The 15,525-nt window shown below is 34.6% G+C and carries 13 protein-coding genes and 7 pseudogenes; 13 read left to right on the forward strand and 7 right to left on the reverse strand.

All coding sequences use genetic code 11. From position 1 onward, the window contains the following. The first annotated feature begins 265 nt into the window (after positions 1-265). From QWY90_RS00005 to QWY90_RS00045, 9 genes and pseudogenes are all read left to right on the forward strand, one after another. The gene (locus QWY90_RS00005; RefSeq protein ID WP_290283838.1) at positions 266-406 is read left to right on the forward strand and encodes a hypothetical protein; all 141 of its coding nucleotides are present in this window, start codon (positions 266-268) and stop codon (positions 404-406) included. Positions 407-791: 385 nt separating this feature from the next. Then, complete coding sequence (locus tag QWY90_RS00010) at positions 792-992, forward strand: peptidase associated/transthyretin-like domain-containing protein (protein WP_290283859.1); 201 nt, start codon at positions 792-794, stop codon at positions 990-992. 5 nt (positions 993-997) lie between these two features. Further along, complete coding sequence (locus tag QWY90_RS00015) at positions 998-1,417, forward strand: TonB-dependent receptor plug domain-containing protein (RefSeq protein ID WP_290283839.1); 420 nt, start codon at positions 998-1,000, stop codon at positions 1,415-1,417. Positions 1,418-1,428: 11 nt separating this feature from the next. Beyond that, a complete protein-coding gene (locus QWY90_RS00020) occupies positions 1,429-1,914 on the forward strand; it encodes a TonB-dependent receptor (protein ID WP_290283840.1) in 486 nt (161 codons plus the stop codon). Continuing rightward, on the forward strand, positions 1,889-2,128 hold the full coding sequence (locus QWY90_RS00025; protein WP_290283841.1) for a hypothetical protein: 240 nt from the start codon (positions 1,889-1,891) through the stop codon (positions 2,126-2,128). Before QWY90_RS00020 ends, QWY90_RS00025 begins: the two co-directional genes overlap by 26 nt. Further along, a pseudogene (locus QWY90_RS00030) lies at positions 2,110-2,811 on the forward strand (TonB-dependent receptor domain-containing protein). Before QWY90_RS00025 ends, QWY90_RS00030 begins: the two are co-directional and overlap by 19 nt. A gap of 449 nt (positions 2,812-3,260) precedes the next feature. Further along, positions 3,261-3,765, forward strand: a pseudogene (locus QWY90_RS00035) (glutathione peroxidase). A gap of 210 nt (positions 3,766-3,975) precedes the next feature. Next, entirely contained in the window at positions 3,976-4,215 is a 240-nt protein-coding gene (locus QWY90_RS00040; RefSeq protein ID WP_290283843.1) for a hypothetical protein, read from the forward strand. Then, the gene (locus QWY90_RS00045; RefSeq protein WP_290283844.1) at positions 4,197-4,349 is read left to right on the forward strand and encodes a hypothetical protein; all 153 of its coding nucleotides are present in this window, start codon (positions 4,197-4,199) and stop codon (positions 4,347-4,349) included. The genes QWY90_RS00040 and QWY90_RS00045 overlap by 19 nt, the downstream gene beginning before the upstream one ends. 24 nt (positions 4,350-4,373) lie before the next feature. On the opposite strand, the gene QWY90_RS00050 is transcribed toward QWY90_RS00045, so the two are convergent. Continuing rightward, positions 4,374-4,778 carry a GNAT family N-acetyltransferase gene (locus QWY90_RS00050; RefSeq protein ID WP_290283845.1) on the reverse strand — a complete coding sequence of 135 codons (405 nt, stop codon included), beginning with the start codon at positions 4,776-4,778 and terminating at the stop codon, positions 4,374-4,376. A gap of 378 nt (positions 4,779-5,156) precedes the next feature. On the opposite strand from QWY90_RS00050, the pseudogene QWY90_RS00055 reads away from it, so the two are divergent. Further along, positions 5,157-5,369, forward strand: a pseudogene (locus QWY90_RS00055) (thiamine pyrophosphate-binding protein); the annotation flags it as partial. Between the two features lie 39 nt (positions 5,370-5,408). Here QWY90_RS00055 and QWY90_RS00060 read toward each other — a convergent pair. Continuing rightward, a pseudogene (locus QWY90_RS00060) lies at positions 5,409-6,461 on the reverse strand (S9 family peptidase); the annotation flags it as partial. Between the two features lie 99 nt (positions 6,462-6,560). Beyond that, positions 6,561-7,585, reverse strand: a pseudogene (locus QWY90_RS00065) (threonine aldolase family protein). A gap of 130 nt (positions 7,586-7,715) precedes the next feature. On the opposite strand from QWY90_RS00065, the pseudogene QWY90_RS00070 reads away from it, so the two are divergent. Both QWY90_RS00070 and lpxD read left to right on the forward strand, forming a co-directional pair. Continuing rightward, positions 7,716-8,807 (forward strand): annotated as a pseudogene (locus QWY90_RS00070) (PCRF domain-containing protein); the annotation flags it as partial. Positions 8,808-8,894: 87 nt separating this feature from the next. After that, a pseudogene (lpxD, locus tag QWY90_RS00075) lies at positions 8,895-9,894 on the forward strand (UDP-3-O-(3-hydroxymyristoyl)glucosamine N-acyltransferase). A gap of 145 nt (positions 9,895-10,039) precedes the next feature. Here the strand turns inward: lpxD and QWY90_RS00080 are convergent. The 4 genes from QWY90_RS00080 to QWY90_RS00095 form a co-directional block, all read right to left on the reverse strand. After that, positions 10,040-10,636 carry a dienelactone hydrolase family protein gene (locus QWY90_RS00080; RefSeq protein ID WP_290283847.1) on the reverse strand — a complete coding sequence of 199 codons (597 nt, stop codon included), beginning with the start codon at positions 10,634-10,636 and terminating at the stop codon, positions 10,040-10,042. A 271-nt stretch (positions 10,637-10,907) separates the two neighbouring features. Beyond that, positions 10,908-11,363, reverse strand: coding sequence for a hypothetical protein (locus QWY90_RS00085; RefSeq protein ID WP_290283849.1), 456 nt, complete (start codon positions 11,361-11,363; stop codon positions 10,908-10,910). 241 nt (positions 11,364-11,604) lie between these two features. Then, complete coding sequence (locus tag QWY90_RS00090; protein ID WP_290283850.1) at positions 11,605-12,960, reverse strand: inorganic phosphate transporter; 1,356 nt, start codon at positions 12,958-12,960, stop codon at positions 11,605-11,607. Between the two features lie 19 nt (positions 12,961-12,979). Continuing rightward, a complete protein-coding gene (locus QWY90_RS00095; RefSeq protein ID WP_290283851.1) occupies positions 12,980-13,621 on the reverse strand; it encodes a DUF47 domain-containing protein in 642 nt (213 codons plus the stop codon). A gap of 225 nt (positions 13,622-13,846) precedes the next feature. Here QWY90_RS00095 and QWY90_RS00100 point away from each other — a divergent pair, with 225 nt between their 5' ends. Continuing rightward, complete coding sequence (locus QWY90_RS00100) at positions 13,847-15,475, forward strand: acyl-CoA carboxylase subunit beta (protein ID WP_290283852.1); 1,629 nt, start codon at positions 13,847-13,849, stop codon at positions 15,473-15,475. Positions 15,476-15,525: the final 50 nt, after the last annotated feature.

The raw sequence follows: 15,525 nt of genomic DNA on the forward strand, positions 1-15,525 counted from the left end.
TAAATGATAACAAATCTTTAAAATTTGGACGTTTTCTAACTTGGGAGATTTGGAATGGTCACGATGGAAATATTCAAAAGTCGTATGATTATTATTTAAAAACCTTAGCTATAGAAACCAAACAATAGTTATGCACTTAAAGGAATTGCATGGATTGCTTTTTCAAATGAAAAAGATACCAAAGAGGCAACACGAATAATAGACAACATTTCTAAAAGACACCATACACCCGATTTTTATTTGCTAAAAGCTCAAATCGCAGAATATGAAAATAATCAGGCCTTTAAAAGTAAAAACCTATCGGAATATTTTTAACATGCTAAACACCATCAATTATGGTGCGATGTATAACAAATACAATACGTTGATTTATGCTGATGATAAAACACGGCAGCTAAAGCATTAGAAATTGCCAAAATTGAAATTGACCATCGCCCAACTCCGGATTCCTATGATTTATTGGCTTGGTCTTATTATAATTTGGGCGACAGCAAGAAAGCATTAGAAATAGAGCAAAAATATGTAGTCGAAAATCGTTTGAGCCTAAACTAACTACCATCTTGCAACCATCTATAAAGCCAATAATATGATGGCTAAAGTTGCCCCAATAAAAAAAGAATTATTAAAAAGCACTTTTGAATTAGGTCCTACTTTGGAGAAAAAAATCACTAATCTATAATGAAAAATTCATATACACTTCTTATGTTACTTTTCTTTGCCTTTGCTCAAAGTCAAATACAAAAGGAGTTGTTACAGATTCTATCGGCAATCCAATTGACAATGCTTATATTATCAATACCAATTCTCAAAGTCATGCGCATACCAATGAGTTCGGAGCTTTTAGTATCGATAAAACAAGCAAAGGCGATCTGTTAAAAGTTTCCGCTTTAGGATTCAAAAAGACAGATTATAAATTCGAAAGCAATGAATTCACCATTATATTAGAAGAAGATATTTACAAGTTAGATCAAGTGGTTATTCAACCAAAATGAATGCCATGAATGTGATTTCTAAAATAGATTTACAAACAACTCCCGTAAATTCTTCACAAGAAATATTGCGAAAAGTACCAGGTTTATTTATTGGACAACATGCTGTGGAGGCAAAGCAGAGCAGATTTTTTCTGAGAGGTTTCGACATCGATCACGGAACAGATATTGCTGTTTCAGTTGACGGAATGCCAGTAAACATGGTTTCGCATGCGCATGGTCAAGGCTATGCCGATTTGCATTTTGTCATTCCAGAAACGTCGATAAAATTGATTTCGGAAAAGGAACTTATTATGCCAACCAAAGGTGACTTTGCTACAGCTGGCTATGTAACATTTCAAACCAAAGAACGGGTTGATAAAAGTGCTATAAGTGTTGAAGCCGGACAATTTAATACGTTGAGAACTGTTGGTGTTTTTAATCTTTAGAGAAAAATAAAATGCAAAATGCCTACTTGGCTACCGAATATATTTTAACTGATGGTCCATTCGATGCGCCACAAGATTTTTCAAGACTGAATTTATTTGGAAAATATACAAGCGTGATGGCTGATAATAGTAAGTTAACCGTAATTGCTTCCAGGTTTACCAGTAAATGGAATGCTTCCGGCAAATTCCACAAAAGACTTGTAGATAGTGGAGCCATATCCAGATTTGGCGCAGTTGATGCTACCGAAGGCGGAAATACAGCAAGAACTAATGTTAATGTCGCGGTCACAAAACCACTTAATGAAAACACTTTTGTAAAGTCAAATGCCTATTATTCTAACTATAATTTTGAACTCTATTCTAATTTTACTTTCTTTTTAGAAGATCCAATTAATGGCGATCAAATTCGTCAAAAAGAAAGTCGAGATATTTATGGTTTGAATACTGAATTTAATAAAAAATGCAAATTCCTTGTGCCAAGTAGGTTTTGGTTTTAGAGCCGATGCTACAAAAAACACCGAGCTATCACATACAGTAGGAAGATATACGACCTTGCAAACCTTGAAACTAGGTGATATCGATCAAACAAATATATTTTCCTATATCAATGTTGAATATACTTTTTGGGAAATTAAAGATAAATCCATCCAGCTATTCGATTTGATTATTTCAAGTTCAATTACCAAGATAAATTGGCACCAACTTTTGTAACCCAAAGTCAGGATAAAGTAAAGTTTTCCCCAAAACTTAATTTTATTTACTCGGCTAACAACAATTTGCAACTGTATTTAAAATCGGGATTTGGATTTCACTCGAACGATACCAGAGTTGTGTGGCGCAAACTGGAGAAAAGATTTTGCCACCGCCATTGGAACTGATTTAGGTGCTATTTTCAGCCATTTCCAAAATTGGTTATCAACACCGCTTTGTGGTATTTGTATTTAGAGCAAGAGTTTGTATATGTTGGTGATGCCGGAATTGTAGAACCAAGCGGTAAAACTAAAAGAATGGGATTTGATTTGGGATTGCGTTATCAATTGACTGATTGGTTGTTCTTTGATACCGATGTTAACTATACACATGCTCGAAGTATTGATGAACCTTCTGGACAAGATTACATTCCGTTAGCTCCAGATTTTACTTCTACAGGAGGAATTAGCATCAATAAGTTAAAAGGTTTTTCAGGCGGAATTCGATACCGGTATTTAAAAAGTCGCCCTGCCAATGAAGATAATTCTATCGTAGCTAAAGGCTATATGGTTTCTGATGTCAATATCAATTATGAGTTTAAAAACTTCACTTTTGGAGTAGCCGTTGAGATATTTTCAACACAAAATGGAATGAAACCCAGTTTGCCACCGAGTCGCGCTTGCAAAATGAAACCCAAAGTGTAGACGAAATTCACTTTACACCAGGAACACCATTTTTTATGAAAGGAAAAATAACCTACAGGTTTTAAATGTAATTTTTGTTTGTAATAGAAAATGGTTAAAAGTTTTCTATTACGTTTTGTTGGAGAGCCTGACGACTAGTTTTCGGGCTCTTTTACAAACAGTACATTTTTTATTTGATAGTATAGTTTTAAGGGAAAAATCTGCTATGGGATTATTTCGGTTTTTTTGTTTTGTGGATAGAAACTGGTTTTCTGTCATGTTTTGTTAGGAGCTCAGTAATTAACATAGTTACTGGGCTCTTTTTTTATAAATTTTAGGAATTGTATACAGTAACTCCTGAAATTATGTTTAATTTTGACAAAAATAAATTATGAAAAAGATAGTACTATTCGTAACGGCTTTAACCTTATTTAGTTGCCAAAATCAGGCCACAAAACAGCAAGAAAACAATGGAAACACAAGCACCTGTAAAAGCAGAAACAATTTATCAATTTAAAGTAAAAGATTTATACGGTAAAGAATTTGACTTTGCCTCATTAAAAGAAAGAAAATATTAATAGTGAATACAGCCTCAGAATGTGGACTAACGCCTCAATACAAAGATTTGGAATCTATTTACAAAAAGTATAAAGATCTTAATTTTGTTATAGTTGGTTTTCCAGCCAATAATTTTGGTTCGCAAGAGCCAGGAAGCAATGAACAAATTGCTAAATTCTGCGAATTGAATTATGGTGTGACTTTCCCAATGATGAGTAAAATTTCTGTAAAAGGAAGTGACATGGACAAAGTCTATAAGTTCTTAACACAAAAAGCAAAAACGGTTTACAGGACAGCGAAGTTGAATGGAATTTTCAAAAATATTTAATCAACGAACAAGGCGAATTAGTAAAAGTGTTATCGCCAAGAGTATTACCAACAGATGCTGCAATAGTAGGTTGGATTAATGGGAAATAATAACTAAAAATTGTTTAAATGATAACCTTAAGTTATTCTTATGATAAATAGCCTGATGAATTTCATCAGGTTTTTTGTTTTGATTTTATCGACTAACGTCACTTGTGGTGTGGTTTGAAGAGTTTTTTTTCCTTTAAACGATTTTAAGATAATAACTAAATTATTCTCATTAAGTTTGAATAGAATTTCAAATACCACACACTTCCACAGATGAATAATATATTTAACACCGTATACAGACAAGATTACTTACAAGGCTTTTCTAATGGGTTAAATCCCTATTTGAAAGTTGATGAAAATCAAAATGAAGCTTATCTTTTTGGGTTTAATCAAGGTAGATTAGACTATGAACGAATAAATGGTAAAATTGAATATGGCATTCCAAAATTAATTGTCACTAACAAAGTTTTAGAAGATTTTCTTTGGCCGGAATGCTTGGAATCAGCATAAATGATGATGGTTACACCGCTTTTCAAATTGATGTTATTTCTAAATGGTATCAAAGCGGAATTGAAAAATATAATCCTTATCAAAGCAGTTACCTGTTAGGAATTTTGGAAGAAAACGGGATTGAGATCATCTAGCTTATTCCAATAGCAACTGCATAATTACAGAGTGCAACCATCGCTCAAACTTATAACCGCTTTCTTTAATAATTCCCACTGTAGCAAATCGAATTGCTTGTGAAAAGCAACACTATTTTGGTTTTCAGAGTCAATAACCGCAATCATAGTATGCAATTTTTGCTTTTTAGCTAAAGCAATTAAGCTTTGCATAATTAATCTTCCAATACCTTTTCCGTGTTCGTTAGGCATCACATACACAGAATGTTCTACAGTAAATTTATACGCTTCCCTAAAACGAAATTCACTGTAATAGCCAAAACCAACTACGCGTTCCTCTATTGTTGCGACTATTATTGGAAATCCTTTAGCTAATTTTTCTTCAAAAAGGGCTTGTTGCTGTTCCAATGTTCGCAAATCATAATCATACAATGCCGTTTGAATTGGCAATATAATAATTCAGAATGGCCACAATGGTTTCCGCATCTTGACTTTGATATGGCCTGATTTTAATTTCCATAGGGTAAAAATAAGAAAACAATTTTCGTTTTGAAAAGGTTTTTTTCACCTTTGTTCGGGTGTTTTTCGCAAATTAAGCCCTTTTTGCGAACAAAACCAGAACATGACCCGAACAACACCCGAATAACGGTATCAAAATGATGGGTTTGATGTGTCACTAAAGGTCACTAAGAGTCAGTAGGTGTCAAAGCACATCATTAAGTGTTATAAGCATTGTTTAAATTCTTTCCGCTATAGTTCTGATAAGAAAACTTTTTTGTGTTGGAAAAGAGATACAATTTGTATCTTTGTTCCCATTAAAATGCACCCATGATTTACCCAAAAATACCTCTAGCGCAAAGCATTATAGAAATATGCCATGCCAAAGGAGTTTATGATATTATAATTTCCCCGGGTTCCAGAAATGCACCGCTGACAATTGGCTTTACCAACAACTCAAAGTTTAACTGCTATAGTATTGCAGATGAACGCTGTGCCGCTTTTTTTTGCGTTAGGTATTGCACAACAAACCAACAAACCGGTTGCGGTAGTTTGTACTTCGGGTTCGGCTTTACTGAATATTCCACTCCAAGGCATTATGCGAATGTGATTCAAACCATTGAATCGTCAGAAACAACTAAATAATCTCTAAAAATATCAATATCTTCAAGTAAAACATCCTGACGATGCGGAATAATCAACCCAATTTTCTTTTGAAGTTGCACTTTCGGGCGTTTTCATCAGTTTAAAATTTGTTGCTTTGTCTTTATTGGTTACAATATAAAATGGTCTCCAAAATGCGACATCGAGTATTCTAATCCGCGTGTTCTTTTTTGGAATACTTTGAATTTAGCATCCGGCGTCGCCGATAAAACCGTTTGGTATTCGGTTGTCATTGTACTGCTCGAATTGATAATCAAATATTTTTTCGATTTCGATTTATAAACCGAAAACGTCAAAAGTTTCATCTTTTTCAAAATACACCAATGCGTCTTTATCGGCTGTTGTTCCAATTTTGTGTTTGTATATTTTATCGGCACGAAGCGTTACTTCATCTTTTCGGGAATAAAACAAAGTCTTGTTATCACTTGCCCAAGTAGAACCGCCGGTAGTATTTTCTAATTTCACAGGTAAAATTTCACCTGAAACTAAATTCTTAACCTGAATCGTGTATTGTCTTCGAGAAACTGTATCGACACCAAAAGCTGCCAATGTATTATCTTCGCTAATGCTTAAACCAGCTAAATTGAAATAAGTATACCCTTTTGCCATTTCGTTGCAATCAAACAAGATTTCTTCTTTGGCTTCCAGATTTCCTTTTTTACGCGAATGAATTGGATAATCTTTACCCATTTCAAAACGAGTAATATAATAATAACCATTGTAAAAATAAGGAACCGACTCATCATCTTCCTTGATTCGGGATTTCATTTCTTCGAATAAATTCTTTTGAAATTCTTTTGTATGTGCAGTTTCTTGATGGTAATATTCGTTTTCCTGATTGAGATAATCAATCACTTCCTGGTTCTCTCTTTGGTTTAGCCAATAATAATTATCGGTACGGACATGTCCGTGTTTTTCTATAGCATGTGGAATTATTTTGGCTATAGGTATTTGTAATAACGTTTCAGGCATTTACTTTTTTTTAGTAATAACAAAAATAAGTATTATGTCTGCAGGAGTTCTAGATATTTCAGGAAGTTATGCACTTAGAAATTAACAAGTTTTAGTATACTAAAGGCTCATTTTTTCCAAAGCTTCCAAAACATATTCATGCATTACTTGTCGGTAATCGAGATGGGTAACCATTCTTAGTTTTCCTTTGGCTAATAAACTAATTGAAATACCTTTTTGTTTGAGTTTTTCTATCACTTCCTGGTCTTTAATGTGAGGTTGTGCTGAAAATACAACGATATTCGTTTCGACAGGTTCGACAACAGCAACCCAAGAACATTGCTCTAATTGAGCTCCTAATTCTTTTGCTCTGCGATGGTCATCCGCTAACCTATTGATATTGTTTTGCAATGCATAAATTCCAGCTGCCGCCAAATAACCTGACTGACGCATATTACCTCCAAATATTTTTCGGACACGCAAAGCCTTGTGCATTGTTGCTGTATCAGATAACAAAACCGAACCAATTGGCGCCCCCAATCCTTTGGAGAAACAAACTGAAATCGTGTCGAATAATTGTCCAAATTGTTTTGGCTGTTGCTTTTTAGCAATCATGGCATTCCACAAACGTGCGCCATCTAAATGATACTTCAAATTATGGTCGACACAAACTTGCTTTATTTTTTGTAATTCTGAAATCTCATAACAAGCGCCTCCACCTTTATTAGTTGTGTTTTCAATACCCACCATTTTTGACATGGGTGTATGATAAAACTCGGGATCATTGATACCGTCTTTTACTTGTTCTGCAGTAATCATTCCACGACTTCCATCTAATAGATTGAAGTTGACTCCACTATTTGCCGAAGCTCCGCCCGATTCATACAAATGAATATGCGACCACTTATCGCAAATAATCTGGTCACCCGGATTGGTGTTTAACTTAATGCTGTTTGATTTGCCATAGTTCCGGTTGGAAAAAATAAGGCAGCTTCCATTCCGAATAAATCGGCTACCATTTTTTCAAAAGCATTTACAGTTGGATCTTGTTTGAATACGTCGTCTCCTACTTTAGCATTGAACATTGCCTGAAGCATTTCGGGTGTAGGTTTGGTTACCGTATCGCTGATTAAATTTATTTCCATTTAAAGAATATTAGTCTATTTTTGTGGTGAATTATTAGCCCCGATAGCAGTGTAAATCCTTTTCTTTTTAGAAAAGATTGGAACGTATAGCGGGATTAGCTTCAAATTAAAACACAAAACTACATTATTTATGACAAATACCGAACAAATTAAAGGTATTGTAGAGCGCCTTGGTGCGTTGAGGAGGTATCTTTGACATTGATGCCAAGCTCATAGAAATCACAAACGAAGAGGAAAAGACTTTTGCACCCGACTTTTGGAACAATCCAAAGGAAGCAGAAATTATTGTTCAAAACTTGCGGTCTAAGAAAAAATGGGTTGAAGATTTCGAAAAAGGCAATGCCATGGCAGAAGAGCTTCAGATTATTTACGAATTTTTCAAAGAAGGCGATGCTACCGAAGAAGAACTTGACACCCATTATGAGGCTACCAATACGCATATTGAAAACCTTGAATTTCGAAACATGCTTTCTGATGAAGGTGATAAATTGAGTGCAGTTGTACAGATTACAGCTGGTGCCGGCGGAACAGAAAGTTGCGATTGGGCATCCATGCTAATGCGCATGTACATGATGTGGGAGAAAAAGAAGGCTACAAAATTAAAGAACTTAACTTTCAGGAAGGTGAAGTTGCCGGAATAAAAACGGTGACTTTAGAGTTTGAAGGCGAATATTCTTTTGGGTATCTTAAAGGCGAAAATGGTGTACATCGTTTGGTGCGAATTTCTCCTTTTGACAGTAATGCCAAACGTCATACTTCTTTTGCTTCGGTTTATGTTTATCCTTTAGTTGATGATAGTATTGAAATTGACATCAATCCAGCGGATATTGAAATCACGACTTCGCGTTCGAGTGGTGCCGGTGGACAGAATGTAAACAAAGTAGAGACAAAAGTACAATTGGTTCACAAGCCAACTGGAATTCAGATTCAATGTTCGGAAACGCGCTCCCAACAAGATAATCGACAACGTGCAATGCAAATGCTTAAGTCACAATTGTACGAAATTGAATTAAAAAAACAACAAGCTCAACGTAAAGATATAGAAGCGGGTAAAATGAAAATAGAATGGGGTTCACAAATCAGAAACTATGTGATGCAACCCTACAAACTAGTTAAGGATGTGCGCACTGGATTTGAAACAAGCGATGTTGATGGAGTTATGAATGGTAATATAGATAAGTTTTTGAAAGCCTATTTGATGATGATGGGACAGAAAGAAGAATAGAATTCGCATTATTTTAGGTTAATATCATAGGATTTTCAAATTCATTTACCTTAATTTGAGAAATAATCAAAATACACCCTAAACATGAGTTCCTATTCAATTCAAGAAATTAATGACGTATTGCATGGCGAAATTGTAGGTGCAACATCTTGCCAAATAACAGCTCCTGAGCAATTAGAAGTTGCCTCAGCTACTGAAATTTCTTTTATTGGAAGCAAAAAAATATGAAAAATTTTGGGAGAATTCTAAAGCATGCGTTGCTGTTGTTAATCAAGATATTTCTATTGAACCTGGAGAAAATCGTGCTTTTATAAAAGTAAAAAATGCTGATTTGGCTATGTCTCAGATTTTGGAACTCTTTGCTCCTCCTCCACCTGTATTTTCAGTTGACATTCATCCTTCGTCCGTAATTGATGATTCGGTTTCGATAGGAAACGGAGTTCGAATTGGTGCCGGAAGTTATATTGGACCAAATGTTACATTAGGAGAAAACGTAACTATTTATCCGAATGTTACTATTCTTGACGAATGTACTATTGGCAAAAATACCACTATTTGGTCTGGAACGGTAATTCGGGAACGCTGTCATATTGGAGCTTATTGTATTTTACATCCTAACTGTACTATTGGAGCTGATGGTTTTGGATTTAGACCCTGTCCGGAAAAAGGGTTGGTGAAAATTCCACAAATCGGCAATGTTATTATTGGAAATGGTGTTGAGATTGGAGCCAACTCTTGTGTTGATAGAGGAAAATTCAGTTCAACTATTCTTGGTGATGGTTGTAAAATTGATAATCTGGTTCAAATTGGACACAATTCTAAACTTGGAAGATTCTGTATTATGGCAGGAAATTCAGGTTTGGCTGGTTCGGTTACTTTAGGAAATGGCGTTATGATTGGCGGAAGCGCTTCAATAAAGGACCATTTAACTATAGGAGATGGTGCTATTGTTGGTGCAGGTTCAGGCGTAGCAGCCGATGTCGAAGCCGGAAAAGTTGTTTTAGGATATCCTGCTGTTGATGCCCGTGACGCTTTGAAACAATGGGCCATTTTAAAGCGATTGGTAAGAGACTCAAATAAATAATTATAAATTTTGAATTATAAATTATAAATGAATTCAAAATTTATAATTTATAATTCAAAATAACATCCTATATTTGCATCGAGGATTCCGAAAGGAAGTTACACCTCACCGCACTAGTCGATCGCTCCAGATCGACTTTTGTATTTTATAACACTTCCTTTAAAAAATTCAGCATCGCTTCCCAAGAACGTTTTTCTGCCTTTTCGTTATAAGCCGCACCTTTTGAATTATCATTTCCTGCATTTTTATCAGTAAAGGAAATGAACAGCATTGGCATAATAAACCATTTGCAATCGGCTTTTGCAGTTCGCATTTCATTTTGGAATTTTTCAATCTCTTCTTTTGATTCATATGGGTCATCAGCTCCGTGAAGCACTAAAACTTTTGATGCTATAGGATTAATTGTTCTGGCTTCATCACGACCTAAACCTCCATGAAAAGAAACGATTCCTTTTACTTTCATATTTACTCTTGCGGCTTCAACTGCTCCGGTTCCTCCAAAGCAATAACCCATAATTACTATATCATCCGGATTAGCACCTTGTTTAACCAATTGGTCTAATGCTAACTGAATTCGGGTTTGGTATTCTTTGATATTTTTCTTGAAATAACCTGCTTTTGCACCAGCTTCATTATAGTTTGTTGGACGTTGATCAGCGCCATAAATATCAGCTACAAATATGGTATAACCTGATTCAGCCAATCTATTTGCGCTATCTTTCGCATGATCATCAATTCCCATCCAAGCCGGAAGAATTAGTATTCCGGATTATTTTTTAATGCTTTGGAAGGTTTGACACTAATGCCACTTAATAGTTGACTTCCATCTTATATTCAACCGCTTTAGATTGTGAAAAAACAGTAAAAGTGCTCAGTAAAATAACTGTCAGCATAAGAAATTTAGTTTTCATAAGAAATAAGTTTTTAGCTGATAAATTTAAGGAAACAGAAACGAAAAAATTGTTAATTGTGTCCTAAAAAAAAACCGACAGTATGACTATCGGTTTTATAATTCAGAAAATTATTTTTCTTTTTAGATTTAGATTTTTTCTTTTTGGCTTTGGCCTTTTTGGCTTTCTCTTTTGCTTTAGCTTTTTTCTTTTTTTCTTTGTCTTTGGCTTTCTGCTTCTCTTTCTTTGCTTTTTCTTTTTTCTTAGCTTTTTCCTTTTTTCTTTTTCTTTAACCTTAGCTTTTTTTGCTTTTTCTTTGTTGGAATCTTTCATAGTTTCTACTTTTTCTTCATTGGAAGTAGTAGGTTCTACTAATATTACTTCCGGTTTAACTTCCTTTTTTACTATTGGCGATACAGCTCTTGATCTAGTTCGTGTTGGTGTTGAACTAGCTGTAGCTTTTACAGCAGTTATTCTGGTGCGAGTTGTTTTTACTTCAGGTTTGGTTTCAATTGTTGGCTGAACTTCTGTCTCTGAATTTGACACTTCTTCGTTTGTTGTTAATTCATTGTTTATCATAGTAATAATTGTATTTTTATATTTAATGTTAATTTAATGTAAATTTTACGTTAACAAAAATAGTGTTTAAACCAATTCGCCAATGTTAAGTTTTCGTTTCAACGAAAACCTTAACATTGAAAACTTGTTAAGTACTGTCATTAGAGAGAATCAAAAAGTAAATAAAAATTTTATAACCTTTTTAAAATAAAAAACTCCTAAAGAAAAATCTTTAGGAGTTGAAAACTTTAAAAAATATTTTTTATATAAATGTTCTTAATAAATAATATACCAAAGCTGCTAAAACACCTGAAACTGGTATGGTTAACACCCAAGCCCAAAGAAGTTTTACAGTAACACCCCAACGAACTGCAGAAACCCTTTTAGTTACTCCTACTCCAATTATGGAACCAGTTATTGTATGTGTTGTTGATACTGGAATTTTAAAATGTTCTGTAATGAATAAGGTTAACGCTCCAGCTGATTCGGCAACAACACCCTCAAAGGCGGTTACTTTTGTAATTTTTGAACCCATTGTTTTTACAATTTTCCATCCACCACTCAAGGTTCCCAAAGCAATAACGGTATAACAAGTTAACGGAATCCAAGAAGGCATAACACCATCAATTTTTACTCCATCTTTTTCAGAGGGTAATACTACATTTAAATCTAACCAACCCATTGACATATTAGCATTTGGATGGGTATTTAAATAAACAGCTACAGCAGCAGCTATGATTCCCATAACTTTTTGAGAATCATTCCCACCGTGTCCTAAACTGAAAGAAGCAGAAGAGAGCAACTGCATTCTTTTTAATACTTTTTCTGCTTTTGAAGTTGAAAAGCTACTGAATACTAAATTGAATATGGCAACACTGAAAAAGATAATAGCTACCAATGACCATTTTATATTAGATGGTTCAGAAATCACACTCCAAAGATGGCTCTCAAATCTTGGTTTCTTAATGTCATTATAACCAACTAATACTGTTGACAAAAACCAAAATACTAATAACATTAACACTAGGGTTAATATTTTTGGGTAAATACTTTTGCGTGACGAATACATCAACCAAAGTGAAATAAAATAGGAAATCAACATTCCTAATAAAGGAGCTAAAACTATAAAAGCAATTATGACCGAAACTCCCGATGGTAATCCTCCATCTTCTCCTGGTTTATACCAATTTACAATATTGTACCAATGCTTTGTGACTTCTGCACCATCTTGAATTGCAGTATAATCGGAAAAACCATGAAGAGAAATAGCATGTGCAATAGCTGCTCCGGCAAAACCCCCAATTAAAGTGTGGGATGATGATGAAGGAATTCCTTTCCACCAAGTGATTAAATTCCATATAATAGCAGCAATAACTCCAGCTAATATAACCGTCAAATTAATACTATCGGTTTTGGCGGTTTTAGCAACTGTATCTGCAACACCAAAACCAAAAACCCAATACGCTAAAAAATTAAAAAAAGCTGCCCAAAGCACAGCCTGAAATGGTGTTAGTACTTTAGTAGCTACAATAGTTGCTATAGAATTCGCAGCATCATGAAATCCGTTGATATAATCAAATAAAAGTGCAAGAACTATAATTACAATTAGTAATGTCATGATTTCCTAATTGATTTTATTATGAGTGCTTAACTGAAATTTGTTCCATAACATTTGAAACGCTTTTACATTTATCAGAAGCCATTTCCAAAGCAGAAAGCACTTCTTTGTATTTAATAACGTTTTTAGCATCGACTTCATTTTCAAAAATGTCTGCAACTGCTTTATCAAATACTGAATCTGCTTTACTTTCTAATTTATTGATTTTTTTGCAGGTTTCTTTTATTGCTTTATGATTCATAGCTTTCAATTCTTTGATACCGAGACCAATTAATTGACAAGCTTCTAAATTAATCTCCGTTAATTTACGAATTGATTTTGTTATTTTTTCTACTTGATACAAGCGCATTCTACTGGCAGCACCATGCATGTTGTCGGCAACATTATCAATGGCTTTTATTAACGAATGAATATCTTCTCTATCAAAAGGTGTGATAAAATTTCGACTTAATTCTAAATGTGTTTTATGCGTAATCTCTTCTATTTCAGCTTCAAGTTCTTCAATTTTTCTAAAATATTCTTCTCTCTCTGCTTTGGGTGCGTTTACTGCTTCATGAAGTGTTTCTGCCAATAAAATTAAACCTGCTGAAGCTTGTTCAAATAACGGGAAGAACTTTTTATCCTTTGGAACTAAAAACTGGAAAATATTGTTAAGAGTCATTGTTTTTATGTTTACTTTGGTACAAATGTATTTTTCTAATGTTAAGTGAATATTAACTAATCAAAAATATGCTTTTTTTTTATTGAATTACAATTTCAAATCTTCAGAAATTATCTTATTGAAAACGTTTTCGTATTTTAGCACATTTGATATTAAGAGGAGAATGTCCTGTGGACATTCGGAAATACCTATTAATGCTGAACACAGTGATATAAAATAAAACCCATGGACATTAACTTCAATAAAAACGAAGATCATAATAAACTTTTAATAACCGATTTAAAGCAACGTTTTACCAAAGTTAAAGTTGGTGGTGGTGAAAAACGTATCGAAAAACTGCACACCGAAGGTAAGATGACTGCCCGTGAACGAATCGATTATTTGCTTGACGCGAAAGCAAAAAGCATAGAAATTGGCGCTTTTGTTGGTGACGGAATGTATGCTGAACATGGCGGATGTCCTTCTGGTGGCGTTGTGGTAAAAATGGGTTACATCAAAGGAAAACAATGTATTGTTGTTGCCAATGATGCGACTGTAAAAGCCGGAGCATGGTTTCCGATTACAGCAAAAAAGAATCTGCGCGCGCAGGAAATTGCGATGGAAAACCGTTTACCTATAATTTATTTAGTTGATTCTGCCGGAGTTTATTTACCAATGCAGGATGAAATTTTTCCTGATAAAGAACATTTTGGTAGAATTTTTAGAAACAATGCCATAATGTCCAGCATGGGAATTACACAAATTGCAGCCGTTATGGGAAGTTGTGTGGCTGGTGGTGCTTATCTCCCGATTATGAGTGATGAAGCAATGATAGTTGATAAAACTGGAAGTATTTTCTTGGCTGGAAGTTATTTGGTAAAAGCTGCCATCGGTGAAAACATTGATAATGAAACATTAGGCGGAGCCACAACACACTGCGAAATCTCGGGTGTTACTGATTATAAAGCTAAAGACGATAAAGACGCTTTGGACAGAATTAAAAGTATCGTTGGGAAAATCGGTGATTATGATAAAGCCGGTTTCAACAGAGAAGCTTCTCAAAAACCAATGCTGAAAGAGGAAGAAATCTACGGAATACTACCAAAATTACGCACCGAACAATACGATATGATGGAAATCATCAAACGCTTAGTTGATAATTCAGAAATGGATATGTATAAAGACGGTTATGGTCAATCCATTATCACTTGCTATGCAAGGATTGACGGTTGGGCAGTGGGAATTGTAGCAAATCAACGTACGGTTTCTAAAACCAAAAAAGGAGAAATCCAATTTGGTGGCGTTATTTATTCCGATTCTGCTGATAAAGCCACTCGTTTTATTGCCAATTGCAACCAAAAGAAAATTCCTTTAGTATTTGTGCAAGATGTTACCGGATTTATGGTTGGAAGCAAATCAGAACATGGCGGCATCATTAAAGACGGAGCCAAAATGGTGAATGCGGTTTCCAATTCGGTCGTCCCAAAATTTACTGTAATTGTCGGAAATTCTTATGGAGCAGGAAACTATGCCATGTGTGGAAAAGCGTATGACCCAAGATTAATATTCGCCTGGCCAAGTGCCGAACTTGCCGTTATGGGCGGAACGCAAGCTGCTAAAGTATTGGCACAAATAGAAGCTTCATCTTTAAAAGCCAAAGGCGAAACAGTAGACGAAAAAGTAGAACAGGAATTATTCGATAAAATCAAGGCGCGGTATGATGCGCAAGTTTCTCCTTATTATGCTGCAGCACGACTTTGGACTGATGCTATTATTGATCCTTTAGAAACCCGCACTTGGATTTCAATGGGAATAGAAGCTGCTAATCACTCGCCTATTGAAAAGAAATTTAATTTAGGTGTGATTCAGGTTTAATAAATAGTAACAAAATTAAAATCAAACCAACTAATGCTTTAGATTTTCTA

This window comes from Flavobacterium paronense, from assembly GCF_030409795.1.
Classification (GTDB): Bacteria; Bacteroidota; Bacteroidia; order Flavobacteriales; family Flavobacteriaceae; genus Flavobacterium; species Flavobacterium paronense.